This window comes from Antarcticirhabdus aurantiaca, from assembly GCF_009765365.1.
In the GTDB taxonomy this organism is placed as follows: domain Bacteria; phylum Pseudomonadota; class Alphaproteobacteria; order Rhizobiales; family Rhizobiaceae; genus Antarcticirhabdus; species Antarcticirhabdus aurantiaca.
In genome coordinates, this window is the sequence record NZ_VTOM01000035.1 from 14,900 (window position 1) to 28,968 (window position 14,069).

The window sequence follows — 14,069 nt, forward strand, 5'->3', positions numbered from 1 at the left end:
GCACCTGTCAACTTTGGCAGCATGATGTGGCGAGTGTTGGCTCTTCGAGCCAGTAGGAGGCTTGGCCGCAGCTATCAGCCCGAGGCTGATAGCCGCCCACATCACGATCTATGCTGTTGCCTGCCTCGCCTCTGTGGGCGCTTGCGACCCGAAGCCGCGAGCACGTGAACGGCGATGCCTGCTTTGCGCGCCAAGCTCACCATGTGCAGGCAACGACTATCGCAAGAGAAGGCGAGAACCACGTCGGGCTGTGCGAGCTCGAAGATGCGCTTGTTGCGCGCCGTTCCAGCTGGCATCCACTCGCTCGGGTACTCGTCGACAGAGGCTCTGTTCGCAACAGCCCATCCGTCGGCGTAGCCGCCGACACCTCTGCCTCGCCCTTCATGGATGATGATGATGTGGGTCGCAGCGCCCAGCTGAGTCGCCTCCTCGTAGAACTGAGCAGCCAAGGCATCGAGCGCGTCGAATATGCCTTGCCAGTCCCCCAAACGGTCGCTGCCGCAGACAAGCACACGCTTGAAGATAACCAATGCGCGCTCCGCTACAGGCTTTACCGCCCCGATCCACCTGCGAGGAGAGATCACAGGTTCGAGAGGTCATCGTTGCGCGAAATGAATAAAGCTGTTCTAAAACGATACACATGTCGGTGTATGCGAGGCGCGGCGGCGCACGAGTCCGGGCGAGAAGCCGCCCAGCCAAAAAGGCAACTGCTTTTCTGGCGCCGCCCGCAACTTGATCGTTAGGTAAACAAGGCATTAATGTGGCGGCTGGATGGAGCCGAATGCCGCCTCCTCATGTTGCGAGCTTGGGGACGTCGCGAAGGCCCGCCGGATCTTGTCCGGCGGAGAGGGTTCTATGCTATCTGAAGCTGCCAGAGTTCTGGCTCATCGGCTTGAGCGCTTCGGCACCTTGGGTGCTGACGATAAGCAAGTTCTGCGAGCGCTTGTTCACCATTCCCATATCCACAGACCGAAAGGGGATGTCTTTCGCGAGGGTGACAGGCGCCGTGACCTGCACGTCGTGGTGTCGGGGCTCTTTTGCCGCTATAGGCTTCTGGCGGACGGCTCACGCCAGATCCTTGCCATCCTCCTGCCGGGCGACCTGTGCGACTCCAGTTTCTGGGCAGAACATCCCTATGACTTCAGCGTCGGGGCGCTGGCTTGCGGCAGCACGGCGACGTTCTCGCGCACAGCCTTGCAGGATCTATACCGGCGGCCGGCACTTGCCCGCGCTTTCTCGTTGGCGAGGCACGTCGATGATGCGATCTCGCGCGAATGGCTGGTGAACATGGGACGACGCGGAATGGAACAGCGTCTCGTCCGGCTCCTCAGCGAGTTGACGTGGCGCTTGGAGGCTCTCGGTCTGGTGTTAGGCAACACGATCACGCTCGCTATGAACCAGACCGACTTGGCGGACGCACTCGGCGTCACGCATATCAGTGTCTGCCGCACCCTCAAGCAGCTAGAAGCGGAAGGACTTCTCGTGCCAGAACGTGGACGCATCCTGGTGCAGGACGTCGCTGCCCTGAGGGCGGCTGCCGGCACGTACCCAGCCTATCTGGGAGCTCAGATGGATGTTGCGCAGGTCACGGGTCTTACGGAGGCGACTCGGCGTCACGCGCTGGCAGTCGCCCTTGTGAACTGATGCCTGACGAACCAAGGACTTCGCCTCTTCATAACGCCGTGGCGCGGAGCTTTGCCGAGGAGGAGATCCCCGACCGGCTTTTGAGAAAGTCGGTCGAGCTCATGCTGAGCCGGGGCGTAGCGGTGGAAGAAATCACCACCAAGCTCCTGGAGTGGGCGGTGATCGCTGCCCGCGAAGCCGACGAGCCGGAGTTCTGGAAGATCGCCTTTGCTCGTACCGGGGAGATGGTGGCAGAGTAGGTGCCGAGCGCCGCGCATCTAAGCTCGATTTTGGCCACATCTCAAAGGCTGGCTCGCCGGACGCTTACGATGCGACGCAGCTTGAGCGGATGCCGCTCTGATGCTGGTGCTCTGGTCCCGCGAACAAGATCAGCTCGGCACGCTCACTGCCATCAACATATGCGTCGTGGCCGGGCGGGATATCAAAGAAGTCTCCAGCAGCAATGCGAGTTTCAACTCCTGTCTCGGCCATTCGGACAACGAGCTTGCCTCCGATGCAATAGCCGATGTGGCGCATGGGGCATGAGTCCGGCGAGCCAAGAAGCGGCTTCTCATCGGCTTCCCAAGTCCAACCGGGCTCAAAGATCGCGTGCATCCCAGCTGTGCCGTCGGCTAGCTTGACGATGGAGATGCGACCGTGCTCCTTCATATCGAGCATCTGATCGGGGTTATCAAACCTTTTCATCTTGATGGTCGACGTCATCGCAGTCATCGCATTCGCCTCCTGCGTTCAACCAATCGTCCCCGACACCGGGAGCGTCCCGCGACGGTGAGCATCAGCATGGCACCAATTCTGACTTTTGGGGAGGTGTGTTGCGGGAGGGTAGCAGGCTGTAAGATCAACAAGCTTTGATCACTGCCGATGGGCCCTGTCGCTCATGCCGATGGAGATGATCTTCCAGGGCTGATCGACGAGTTTGTTCCAGGCGTGGCAGCAATGGGCGACGATGTCGTCGTAGTTGGCGAAGATGCGGCTAAAGAGCCAGTTGTCGCGCGGGAAATGCCAGACGTTCTCGACCGGCTTCAGATCGGGCGCTCGCGGCGGCAGGAAGAGCAGCGTGATACTGGCCGGGACGACGAGCTTGGGCGTCCTGTGCCAGCCGGCACGATCCAGGATCAGCACGGCATGAGCGCCGGGATCGGTGTCGAAGATGTAGGTCCACATCGTGTGCTAAGCCCTGCGGGGCCGAGGGCCTCGTGCCGCGGCGGGCCCGGTGGTGGGTGAGCCTGCTCTTTCGGCCTATACGGGCCTCGTTGGCCCACCAGAGCTCGATCTCGGTCTCAATGCCCTATGGGAGCTTGGCTTGGATGCCCATCAGCTCGGCGCAAGCCTTTTGAAAGCCGCCACCACGACCTCGTTCTGCGCGTGGTGGCGCAGGCCGAGACCACAAGTCCGCCCAAAGCGGAATGGACGTCGACATGGCAAATCTCCGTTTGCCGCCGTGACTCAGATCACAACGGGACTGGGAGTCCCTGACGCGTCAGAGCCGCCGCATGTTGACACCACCAGGCCAGACACGACCGATGGATCGCGACGATGTTACGGGATTGGCGAACCTGCACCCCTTGTCGTTGCGGGCGTGATTGAACATGATGACCATGCATCTGGCCCGAACCGGGTGTAACCTTCAGAGGCTGATGAGGAGCGCCGTATCTGGCAAGGTCGCGGCGCCCTTCTTTGAGAGTGGAACACGTTCTCGCCGAGCTTACGACGACGCGCTCGCTTTCCAGGCCGAAAGCCTCACCACGCGCTATACTGGATCCCTAGGGTCCGAGCTGGACTGGTTGACGCTCTTTGTCTGGATAAACGCCCATTTGGGCCGTCAGCTATCAGCCTTCTTGCCTTGGAGAGTGCGTGCGATGTACTTCTGCGTCACTTCTTCGATCAAGCGGTCGACCGCTTCCGCGGCCCGGCGCTCCTCATCGATGGCCAGTTGGAACCCGGCCGTGTGCGCTGTTTGACCAGCCCCTTTGGCAAACACGATCAGCGACCGGTAAGCGGCGACCTGCTCGTACTGGTAGGCGTAACCGGCATAGAGGTTCTTCAGCGTCTCGTCCTGCGCGAGCGCGTGAACGGCAGCTCCGATCTTGCCAACTGTGTTGGTGACGGCCTCCTTCAGGGAGGACGTGCTCTCGCCCAGGTCGATCATGGCGCTTTCCAACCGCTGAACCTGGGCTTTGGTGACCGTGATGTGCTCACGCAGCAGCCGCTCGTAGTCGGGGTAATGCTCCAGCCCCTTCACTTGGCTCTCCATCTGCCGCAAGCCTTGCGTTTCCATCGCATGAGTGTTGCGCAGCGCGACGGCATAGAGCGAGCGGGGGGTGTCAGCCATATCCGATAATCCTCAACAATGGGGCTGGCAGCGAACGTCCGGCCTGCCTCGATGTTCCATCCGAACGGCGTTGCTCGCGCGGCGGTTGTTCGCGGACAGAGCGCGGCTGGGCTATGCCTCACCCGCGCTCAACGCCGTTGTACGAGTTCGGCAGAGGTGGGCAGTGACGCACGTGAACAGCGTGGTGGCACGCTTCCTGTTCGTGCAAGAGCTGGCGAGGTAACTGCCGCTGGCTGCTGGAGGTGGGGAGGCTGAGGCGCAGCGAAGCGAGCGCGGAGCGAGGCTGTTCGCGCTGTCGTACTCGCCCCCAACATCAGGGGCGTGCCGCATCGACAACGCCGAAACTCCGGCTACCTGTTGTGTATAGGAGGCTGCATCCAGCGTCGTGAGGAGGCGACGGGCGCAGGCTGGTACGTAGCGTGAGGAGAGGAGTTGGCCATTCGCGACCACGACGAAGCTGTCAGAGAGCGAGCTTATTACCTATGGGAGAAAGCCGGCCGGCCTTTCGGCCGCGAGCATGAGTTCTGGGCGCAGGCCTCGCGCGAGATCGAGGGAGAGGAGGCCGCAGCCGAGGGGGAGCGCGACCGGATCGTGGCTCGCTGATTTCGAAGGGATAAGGGCCACCTCTGATCTGTCGGCGGCGGCCTCGGCGCGGCCATCACCTCGTATGAGGTCGCCTTTGATCAGAAGCCGGGAACGGCTCTCATCAATGGTATGTCCCATCAGTGGTGCCGCGCCTGGTCGAAGAACGGCGGCGCAGATCGATGCAGCGAAAGCCCGCTCCCGAACAATGCGGGATGCCTGGAAGCGCAGGTTGGTAGCAATCTGGCGTCGTCCGCGCTAAGCCGCTGACCTACCAAAGGAATGAGGCGGCAAGCGATGGACACAGGCCTTAGCGATCCCGAGGCCCTCAGCTTCTTGCAAGGTGGTGGCGAGATGGGCGTTCGCATGAGGGCACTCGACTGGTCGCTCTCACCGCTCGGCTGCCCAAGCACATGGCCGCAATCTCTTCGCACAGCTGTCGGGCTCATGCTGCATGCCAAGCAGGCGATGTTCGTCGCCTGGGGACCTGAGCTCGCCTTCCTCTACAACGATGACTATGCGCCGATTTTCGGTGACAAGCACCCGCGCGCGCTCGGCCGACCGTTTGCCGAGGTTTGGTCCGATATCTGGCAGCAGATCCAGCCGCTGGTTGAGCAGACCCTCGCAGGGGAAGCCTCGTTCCATGAGGATCTCCTTATTCCCATGGAGAGGCGTGGCTTCCGAGAGGAGGCTTGGTTCAGCTTCTCCTACACGCCGCTGCGCGATGAGTCCGGCGCCGTCTGTGGCATGTTCTGCGCCGCAAGCGAGACAACGCGCAAGGTTCTGGCCGAACGACGTGCCCTGAGTGAGCGTCAGCGCCTCGTGCAGATGTTCTCGCAGGCCCCGAGCCTCATGGCCATGGTGCGCGGCCCCGAGTTCGTCATCGAGTTCGTGAACCAAGCCTATATCCGCCATGTTGGCGAGCGTGAGCTCGTCGGGCGATCCGTTCGAGACGCTCTTCCTGAGCTCGAGGGACAAGGGTTTCTTGAAACGCTCGAGCGGGTTTACGAGACCGCCCAGCCTTTCGTGGGCACCTCGATGAAGGTCCGCCTGCAGCGAGAAGCGGGCAAGTCTGCTGAAGATCGCTATGTCGACTTCGTCTACCAGCCAGTGACAGATGATCAGGGTAGCGTCGAGGGCATATTCATCGAGGGAACCGACATCACCGAGCGCGTCCTTGGTGAGCAGGCACTGAGCGAATCGCAGCGCAAGCTGAACGCTGTCTTGAACAATGCCAGCGTGTCCATTTTCCTGATGGATGAATGTCAACACTGCGTCTATATGAACGCAGCGGCTGAAGCTCTAACAGGTTATTCCTTCGAGGAGACGCAAGGACGACCTCTGCACGATGTGGTCCACCACACTCATCCTGACGGCCGACACTTCCCCATCGAGGAATGCGCGATTGATCGAGCATTTCCGGAGAAAAGTCAGATGCGAGGGGAGGAGGTGTTTGTTCATAAAGACGGCAGCTTCTACCCAGTGGCCTACACCGCCAGCCCCCTTCAGAATGAGTCTGGACAAACGGTCGGCACCATCATCGAGGTGCGTGACGTCAGTTCAGAAAAGAAGGCAGAGGCTTCCCTTCGGGAAGAAAGTCGCGTTCTCGAGGTGCTGAATAGCACCGGAGCCGATATCGCCGCTGAGCTTGACTTGGACCGCCTCGTTCAGATGGTCACTGATGCGGGGGTGAAGCTCACCGGGGCTAAGTTTGGAGCGTTCTTCTACAACGTCCTCGATGAGTCCGGTGAGAGCTTCCTACTTTATACGTTGTCCGGGGCTGATCGCGCGGACTTTGAGCGATTTGGCAATCCCCGCGCGACAGCGGTGTTCGAGCCGACCTTCAAAGGCGACGGGATCGTTCGGTCGGACGACATTCTCCTCGATCCCCGCTATGGCAAGAACGATCCTCATTTCGGCATGCCAAAAGGCCACTTGCCAGTGAGGAGCTACCTCGCAGTGCCCGTGATATCCCGATCTGGCGAGGTGCTGGGCGGGTTGTTCTTCGGGCATCCTGAAGCGCGTCGGTTCACCGAACGCCATGAGCGGCTGATGGTCGGCATCGCCGGTCAAGCCGCTACAGCAATCGACAACGCGCACCTCTTCCGCTCAGCACAGCACGAGCTGTCCGAGCGCAGAAGAACGGAGAGTGCCCTTCGCGAGAGTGAGAGCCGCTTCCGCCACATGGCAGATAATGCTCCGGCGCTGATTTGGGCATCCGACGCTGAGGGCAGGATTACGTTCGCCAATCGCCGCTATGAGACTGACTTCGGACTATCGCCGGATGAGCTTCTTCAAGATGGATGGAGGCAGGTCGTTCATGAGGATGATGTTGGCGCCTTCCACGCGCGCTTCCTAGAAGCCTTATCCAAACGCGAGCGCATCCTTGTTGAGGTTCGCGTCTGGAACAAGGACGGTGAGTTACGGTGGCTCCGTTGCGAGGGCGTGCCTCGGCATGATGAGAACAGATGCTTCCTCGGCTTTATTGGATGCAACGTCGATATCACCGAAGCTCGCATCGCGGCCGATGCCATGGAGGCTGTCGTCGAGAAGAGAACGGCAGAGCTGCAGCAGACCCAAGAGGCATTGCGCCAGAGCCAGAAGATGGAGGCTGTCGGCCAGCTAACGGGCGGCCTAGCTCACGACTTTAACAATCTCCTCGCCGGCATTTCCGGCAGCCTTGAGCTGATGAGCAACCGTATTGTTCAAGGTCGTTATAACGACATCGAGCGTTATGTTTCTGCTGCTCAGGGGGCAGCCAAGCGAGCGGCGGCTCTAACGCACCGCCTCCTGGCCTTCTCGCGACGGCAGACGCTCGACCCCAAGCCTACCAACGTCAACAAGCTGGCCTCCGAGATGGAGGAACTGATCCGGCGCACGGTCGGCCCCCAGATCAAGCTTGAGACTGTTGCAGCCGGGGGCTTGTGGACCACGCTCGTTGATCCAAACCAGCTGGAGAACGCCCTGCTCAACTTGTGCATCAACGCGCGCGATGCCATGCCCGACGGCGGCAAGATTACCATCGAGACCGCCAACAAGTGGCTCGATGATCGTGCTGCGCGTGAGCGCGACCTACCACCAGGGCAATACATTTCTCTTTGCGTGTCTGACACGGGCACGGGCATGACGCCGGAGGTCATCGAGAAGGCCTTCGACCCCTTCTTCACCACGAAGCCAATCGGCATGGGCACGGGTCTTGGCTTATCGATGATCTACGGCTTCGTGCGCCAATCGGGTGGGCAGGTGCGCATCTACTCGGAGGTCGGGCAGGGCACGACGATATGCCTTTACCTGCCGCGGCACTACGGACAGGCCGAGGATGTCGACGCGCCTGACAGGCTTGCTGATGTGGCACATGACGGACAGGGACGCACCGTGCTTGTCGTCGACGACGAGCCTCTCGTGCGCATGCTGATTGCCGAGGTGCTGGAAGAGCTCGGCTACGCCGTTGTGGAAGCAGCCGATGGCCCTGCTGGCCTTAAGGTTCTTCAGTCTAACGCGCGATTGGACCTGCTGATCACCGATGTAGGCCTGCCCGGGGGTATGAACGGGCGTCAGCTGGCGGATGCGGCGCGCGCACAAAGAGCAGACCTGAAGGTCCTCTTCATCACTGGCTATGCCGAGAATGCGGTGCTGAACCACGGCCATCTTGAGCCGGGGATGCACATCATGACAAAGCCCTTCGCCATGGATGCCCTAGCGAATAAGCTGCAGGAGCTGATGCTGCACGCATAGTAATACGGCACAGCGTAAAGTCGGTCTCGATGTCCACGGTCGACATCTCACGTAGCTCCTTGGCAACGTGCCTGCTACAATGGCCCAGCCATCTTCGATGCCTGTGCTTTTATGCTTGCTGCCAAACCTCCAGCCTGAACATCCAGCCCGAGCATCAGAACTCGGCTTTGAAGGGCATCACACGAGGAAGTCATCCCAGAGGAAGTCTCCGCTCGTAAGTTGGCTGGCCTTGACGTTTTCCAGGACGAGTGACGGCAGGTCCTTCGTGCTCGTCGGAAAGAAGTCGAACACCAGATCTCCGCTGATCTCGGTCGCTCTCGCCATGATCTCCTCGAAGCTGTCATACTGACCTGGCTCGCCTGCGTAGACGGCGAGCTTGTCGACGCCTGGCCGAAAGTCGGTGATGTTAAGGCCGCCGATGTTGTCAAGGACGCCGGCCGGATTGCCGACCTGGAAGATGTCGGCGCCTGAACCGCCGGTCAGGATCGCGTCGAAAGTTGCGATAATCGTGTCGTTGCCCGAGCCGCCCTCGCTGATCGACCGCTCCAGCTCGAAGCTCTCGTCGAAGCGCCCCGTGCCGGACAGGATGACGTCGTCCCCCGCCCCGCCGCGGACGATGTCCACGCCGCCGCCGGCATCGAGGATGTCGGCGCCGCCATTGCCTTCGATGAGATCGTCGCCGGCTCCTCCGCTGATGCGGTCGTTTCCCGCCCCGCCCTTGAGGATGTCGTCGCCCCAGTCGCCGCGGATAACGTCGTCTCCTCCCTGGCCGCGGATCGTGTCGTCGCCGATCCCGCCATAGAGAACGTCGCGCCCGTCGCCGCCCGTGATCCGGTCGTCGCCCTGCTGGCCCCAGACAAAGGCTTGGCCGTCCATCACGCGGATGGTGTCCTCGCCGCGCCCGCCCCAGGCGAGCGTCAACTCGCCGGTCAGAGACATCCGGTTTTCCACCGAGGTGCCGTAGACGAGCGTCGGCTTCACCTCATCCGGCACCCACGCGCCGTAAACGTATGCGGACCTGTCGTCGTCGTTCGTCAGCAGGGCGCCGCCATGTTCGAGTTGGTCGAGCCGCAGCGTCGGGCCATCCGGCTGGTCGGAATGGAAGAGCGTCGCGCTCAGCTGATCGAGCGGCCGCTCATCCCTAGTTGAGACGAGCGTGAGCGGCGTCACGAGATCCGCCTCCGTCCAGTTGCCAGTGCTTTCCTGTGCAAAGGACAGGTCGAGCTCCGATATGTCGTTCGTGGATAGGACGCGCTCCGCTTCGGGCAGGCTCGACCAAAGAGCGGCCAGCGAGCCCGACAGCGCGAGGCTGCCGGTGATTGTCTGGCGCGCCGCATAGCCGAAGGCTTGAGGATCGATCCTGAGGAACTCGCCGTCGAAGGCGTCTTCCACGACGCCGAAGAAGGTGTAGCTCGTTGACACCGGCACGTCTTCCTCCCGCACCTGTGGGTCGTTCGACGCTGCTCTGCTCCCTTACGTGCCCTTACGTCATCCATATATGTTTATGAAGCTTGCTTGAGTCGCGCACCTTTGATCGGCGGCAAGGGAAATCAATGGCAGGAGCGATGCCGCCGGGGCAGTCAGGGTGCGGATCAGAACCACGCAATCGAATTTCACCCGTCCAGGTTCGGGCAAGCTTTTCGGTAAAGGGTTGATCTGTAAAGCGTTAGATCTCCGCAGGCCACATCATGAGCCGACGCGCAACGGAATCCTCTCCAGCTTGCTGCAGGATGAGGACAAGCGAACCTGCATCATGGGTCAGCAGGAGCGCCACCTGCAGATAAGATGCCTCGAGGAACAACGCAGCTCAACTGGCAGAAATCCGCAACGAACAGCGCAAGGCACGCTCAGAGAAGCTGAGAAGGAGGAGGATGGAGGATGATTGATCGTCCGGTCTATAGAGCCTTCATCATAGCTACCAACGGCAGCATTCTGCGTGGTCACGTACTCGACTGCTCAACCGACCAAATAGCGCTTCAGCGGGCAGAACAGCTCGCCGACGGCTGCGCCGTGGAGCTTTGGGACCGCACGCGCCGGATCGCCGTGCTTCAGAGCGCGAACTGATCGGACCGTTCTGTTTGTGCAGCTGGCTGAGCTGGCGTCAGCCGTCTTTGTTGTTCAGCTTGGCCTGCAAGGTCCAGCCTCGTGCGGACAACCGGAACCAGACTGATCGGCGCCAGCCGAGATCGACCCTTGCAAGCCGGCGGCTGACCAGCCGAAAGCACGATGCGAGCTCCTCCCGCGTGAGCATTCCAGCTTCGAGGCCCACGGCGTCTTTTGAGGTGCTGCCCTCGCCCAGCCGAAGGAGCATGCGGCCGTCGACCTCATCGGAGTCAATCAAGCGCACAGCCGCAATCCGCTCAGCATCGTGACGGGAGCGGACCGTGATCGAGGGCACCGACGTGAACGGCGACGCCATTTGCGTGGTCGAGTTGGGGTCTGACGATTTCGCGGCCCGTCTCGGTGAGGACGTAGCGAAGGGAGTGATCGGCGTTTCCAACAACGTGCATCACCCCCTTTCGCGCGAGACAGCGACAAGCGTGGAGCTGCCACTCGGGCAACTCGTCGAGTGCGAAGCCGGCGTGATCAGTGATGGAGCCAAACGCCGGATCAAGCACGACGCGGCGCTGCTCAAGAGTGAGATCGGCAAACTGAATGGTCATGAGTTCATGACGACGCAACGGCATTCCGCCGTCAATCGATAGGTTAAGATAATCTTAATTCGTATAGCTTCTCTAAAATGGGACGCACAGTATGAGGCGATATTTCCTGTCGGCGCTTCATCCTGCGGTATTCAGAAGAGACCTCAAAGAGCGACACTGAACCTTAGACCAGGACTCGTTGCCTCCGCTTCTCCGATCCTCCGTGACGCGGCTGTCCATCACCGGTCGCAGATTCTGCGGGACCCTCTATAAGGCTGGAAGGTACAGTCCGAAGCTCGGAACGAGCGGTAGGCACGCGCGCAGGCCCGCACGTTGCACTGCGGCGCGGGATCGGACGCCGGTCCTTCCACCAGTTCCCGAATGCTGGTGGGCACCGAAGGCGCTTGTTCCTCGGGCTTCCGCGGTGCCGTCGGCGCGGCGACTTCCACTCCTCCCACCGCAGGATCCGGAGTGGTCGTCGCTCGCTCCATGAACTCCCGCCAGATCGCGGCCGGCAGGGCGCCACCGGTGACCTCCTTCATCGGCGTGCCGTCGTCGTTGCCGACCCAGACGCCCACCGTCAGCGTCTCGTTGAAGCCGACGAACCACGCATCCCGCGAGTCCTGGCTCGTGCCCGTCTTGCCCGCCGCAAAGCCGTCGAGCGCCGCTTCTCGTCCGGTCCCCTTGTCGACGACGAGCTTCAAGAGGCCGATCAGCGTATCCCTGTGTGGCCGAAGGTCGAGGTCCGGGCGCTTTGCAGGCCCAATCCGAAAGGTCTGGCCGGCGCTCTCCACCTTGAACGCGGCAATACCCCAAGGCTCGATGGGAGCGACACCGGCCCGAACGGAGGCATAGGCGCCGGTCAGATCCAGCAGCGTCACCTCGGAGGTGCCGAGTGCCAAGCTCGGCGTCTCCCGCAGCTCTGCATCAATCCCAAGGTCGCGAGCGGCTGCCACGACCGCCGGCAGGCCCACATCCATGGCCAGGCGAACGCTTGCTGCGTTGAGGGAGCGGGCGAAAGCCTCCGCCAAGCTCACCCGGCCGCGGTAGCGCCCGCCATAGTTCTGCGGAGACCAGCCGTCGATCTCGAGGCGCCTGTCGGACACGCGATCACGAGGTCCCATCCCAGCCCGCAAGGCCGCATAGTAGACGAACAGCTTGAAGGTCGAGCCCGGCTGTCGGCGCGCCTGTGACGCCCGGTTGAACTGCGAGGCCGCGTAGTCGCGTCCACCAACCATCGCGGCAACCGATCCATCAGGTCGAAGCGCCACCAGCGCCGCCTCGCTGGCACCGAGGTCATCGCCTTTGCTTTGAAGAGCGCGCGCGACGATCTCCTCGGCCAAAGCCTGCAAGCGGGGATCAAGGGTGGTTCGAACCTCGATGCTGCCGCGGAAGGGACCCGCAATCTCGCGAGCCTCCGTCATGACCCAGTCGGCGAACCATGATCCGCTCCCCTCGGCCGGTGCCGGGTCGAGCCTGGTCGAGGCCAGGATTGCAGCCGCCGCTTCGGCCTCGCTGAGGTGCCCTGTCTCTCCCATGGCCGACAGGACGACCCGCGCGCGCTCCTTGGCTGCGTCGAGGTTCTCGAACGGGTTGAGCTGGGAAGGAGCGCGAATGAGGCCGGCAAGAAGGGCGCTCTCGGCAACGTTCAGCTCGCCCACCGTCTTGTTGAAGTAGACGTGCGCGGCCGCCGGCATCCCTGTCGCGCCCGCGCCGAGATAGACGTTGTTGAGGTAGCGCGTCAGGATCTCGTCCTTGGACAGTTGCCCTTCCAGCCAGTAGGCGAGGAACAGCTCCTGAGCCTTCCGCTTGAAGGTGCGCTCGCGCTCCAGATACAGGATCTTGAGGAGCTGCTGGGTGATAGTGCTGCCGCCCTCCACGACCTCGCCAGCCATGACGTTGCGCGCGAGGGCGCGTCCGATGCCGCGATAGTCGATGCCGCCATGGTCAAAGAAGCGGCGGTCTTCGATGCTGAGGACGGTTTGAACGAGGTGGTCGGGGAACTCGCTGCGCGTGGCATAGGCGCCCTGATAGGGGCCTTTCTGGATCAAGGCGGCGCCGTCGGCCGCTTGCAGAACGACGATGGGCTCGCTCGATCCGGCAAGGATGGCGTCGAAGGGAACGTCGTGGAGGATGGAGTAGGCAAAGGCGCCGACGAGCGCGACTACGGCGAGAGCGGTAGCTACGACAGTTTTGGCGATGCGCCGTCCCGTCCAAGGTCGCCGCCGGAGGCCCAAGCCCGCAGGTATCCTCGCGCGCTTCAGCGCGGCTGCGAGGCGCCCTGGCAGCCGTACGGCGGAACGACGCCGAGGCATCTTCCGCTCGCCCGCGGAAGCAGCGCTTCGGCGCAGTGTCAGACGTTCCGATACCTTGCGGGCAAGCCGCGGCACTTCTCGATAAACGACGGCCCAGCCGAGCGACGCGAGCGCGAACAGATACCGGGCAAGGCGGCGCCCGTCGACCGACAGAGCCTGCCCGAGCGCGAGCAGTGCCGCTCCGGTGCCACCCGCGGCCCCAGGATCAGGCAAAGCGACCTTCTCGGAGATCCTCCCGGTTGGAGGTTGCTCCAATCGAGTGGGCTCCGGCGTTGCCTCGCTCTCCTCCGTCTTGTCCCGCATCGATCCTCGTTCTGCCGCTGGCACGAAGCGGGCGCGGGTTCTGCGCCGGTGCTCAGGCCTTCTCCCTTAGCTGCCCTGAGCCTTCAGCCGGGGTGGGCGTCGTTCTGGCCTACTCTTGAAGGTCTCTGAACCGGCTGGAGCACAGGACACGCACCAGCCGGAAGTCTATCGGGTCTGCCGATCAGTTGGCAGGCGCGGGCGCGCCGCCGGAGGAAGCCGCAGGCGCCTCGACGTTGACGTCCGGAACGTCGATGTCAGGCGTGTCGACGGTGATGTTGGTATCACCGCCCCCAGCCGCGGATCCCCCGCCCGAACCGCCTCCGAACAGACCTCCGCCGAAGAGGTACAACGCACCGATCACAAGGGCGACGACAAGGATGCCGGCCAGGAACCATCCGGATCCGCCGCGATGGCTTCCCCCGTTGTTGACGACGACCGTCCGGTCCAGGGGACGGGTATCGCGGGCGTAGGGATCAGACATAGACAACTCTTTCACTCTGCCGAGACGGCTTCGCG

General features: G+C 62.2%; 13 protein-coding genes and 1 pseudogene. 6 read left to right on the plus strand and 8 right to left on the minus strand.

All coding sequences use genetic code 11. The annotated features are described in order from the left end of the window. Positions 1-101 precede the first annotated feature (101 nt). Positions 102-530, minus strand: coding sequence for an SLOG family protein (locus tag FZN60_RS27080; RefSeq protein ID WP_158877271.1), 429 nt, complete (start codon positions 528-530; stop codon positions 102-104). Between the two features lie 325 nt (positions 531-855). On the opposite strand from FZN60_RS27080, the gene FZN60_RS27085 reads away from it, so the two are divergent. Further along, a complete protein-coding gene (locus FZN60_RS27085) occupies positions 856-1,644 on the plus strand; it encodes a Crp/Fnr family transcriptional regulator (RefSeq protein WP_158877273.1) in 789 nt (262 codons plus the stop codon). Next, positions 1,644-1,883 carry a hypothetical protein gene (locus FZN60_RS27090; RefSeq protein WP_158877275.1) on the plus strand — a complete coding sequence of 80 codons (240 nt, stop codon included), beginning with the start codon at positions 1,644-1,646 and terminating at the stop codon, positions 1,881-1,883. The genes FZN60_RS27085 and FZN60_RS27090 overlap by 1 nt, the downstream gene beginning before the upstream one ends. A gap of 64 nt (positions 1,884-1,947) precedes the next feature. Here FZN60_RS27090 and FZN60_RS27095 read toward each other — a convergent pair whose 3' ends face one another. The 3 genes and pseudogenes from FZN60_RS27095 to FZN60_RS27105 all read right to left on the minus strand — a co-directional run bounded on the left by FZN60_RS27095 (position 1,948) and on the right by FZN60_RS27105 (position 3,976). Further along, entirely contained in the window at positions 1,948-2,355 is a 408-nt protein-coding gene (locus FZN60_RS27095; protein WP_199266665.1) for a cupin domain-containing protein, read from the minus strand. Positions 2,356-2,496: 141 nt separating this feature from the next. After that, a pseudogene (locus tag FZN60_RS27100) lies at positions 2,497-2,917 on the minus strand (transposase); the annotation flags it as partial. Positions 2,918-3,466: 549 nt separating this feature from the next. Next, positions 3,467-3,976, minus strand: a complete 510-nt coding sequence (locus FZN60_RS27105) for a DUF892 family protein (RefSeq protein ID WP_158877279.1) — start codon at positions 3,974-3,976, stop codon at positions 3,467-3,469. Between the two features lie 432 nt (positions 3,977-4,408). Here FZN60_RS27105 and FZN60_RS27110 point away from each other — a divergent pair, with 432 nt between their 5' ends. Then, a complete protein-coding gene (locus tag FZN60_RS27110; RefSeq protein WP_158877281.1) occupies positions 4,409-4,579 on the plus strand; it encodes a DUF2934 domain-containing protein in 171 nt (56 codons plus the stop codon). A 276-nt stretch (positions 4,580-4,855) separates the two neighbouring features. Beyond that, positions 4,856-8,293, plus strand: a complete 3,438-nt coding sequence (locus tag FZN60_RS27115; RefSeq protein WP_246727255.1) for a PAS domain S-box protein — start codon at positions 4,856-4,858, stop codon at positions 8,291-8,293. Between the two features lie 177 nt (positions 8,294-8,470). On the opposite strand, the gene FZN60_RS27120 is transcribed toward FZN60_RS27115, so the two are convergent. After that, positions 8,471-9,721 (minus strand): calcium-binding protein, encoded by a 1,251-nt coding sequence (locus FZN60_RS27120; RefSeq protein WP_158877283.1) that lies wholly within the window; start codon positions 9,719-9,721, stop codon positions 8,471-8,473. Positions 9,722-10,171: 450 nt separating this feature from the next. On the opposite strand from FZN60_RS27120, the gene FZN60_RS27125 reads away from it, so the two are divergent. Next, complete coding sequence (locus FZN60_RS27125; protein ID WP_158877285.1) at positions 10,172-10,357, plus strand: hypothetical protein; 186 nt, start codon at positions 10,172-10,174, stop codon at positions 10,355-10,357. Between the two features lie 37 nt (positions 10,358-10,394). Here the strand turns inward: FZN60_RS27125 and FZN60_RS27130 are convergent, their stop codons facing one another. Further along, the gene (locus FZN60_RS27130) at positions 10,395-10,634 is read right to left on the minus strand and encodes a hypothetical protein (protein WP_158877287.1); all 240 of its coding nucleotides are present in this window, start codon (positions 10,632-10,634) and stop codon (positions 10,395-10,397) included. A 43-nt stretch (positions 10,635-10,677) separates the two neighbouring features. Between FZN60_RS27130 and FZN60_RS27135 the strand changes: the two genes are divergently transcribed. Then, positions 10,678-10,998 carry a hypothetical protein gene (locus tag FZN60_RS27135; RefSeq protein ID WP_158877289.1) on the plus strand — a complete coding sequence of 107 codons (321 nt, stop codon included), beginning with the start codon at positions 10,678-10,680 and terminating at the stop codon, positions 10,996-10,998. A gap of 176 nt (positions 10,999-11,174) precedes the next feature. Here FZN60_RS27135 and FZN60_RS27140 read toward each other — a convergent pair whose 3' ends face one another. Together FZN60_RS27140 and FZN60_RS27145 are read right to left on the minus strand one after the other, a co-directional pair. Further along, entirely contained in the window at positions 11,175-13,250 is a 2,076-nt protein-coding gene (locus tag FZN60_RS27140) for a PBP1A family penicillin-binding protein (RefSeq protein WP_158877335.1), read from the minus strand. Between the two features lie 484 nt (positions 13,251-13,734). Continuing rightward, positions 13,735-14,034: a hypothetical protein gene (locus tag FZN60_RS27145; protein WP_158877291.1), complete on the minus strand. Its 300-nt coding sequence runs from the start codon at positions 14,032-14,034 to the stop codon at positions 13,735-13,737. Positions 14,035-14,069 lie beyond the last annotated feature (35 nt).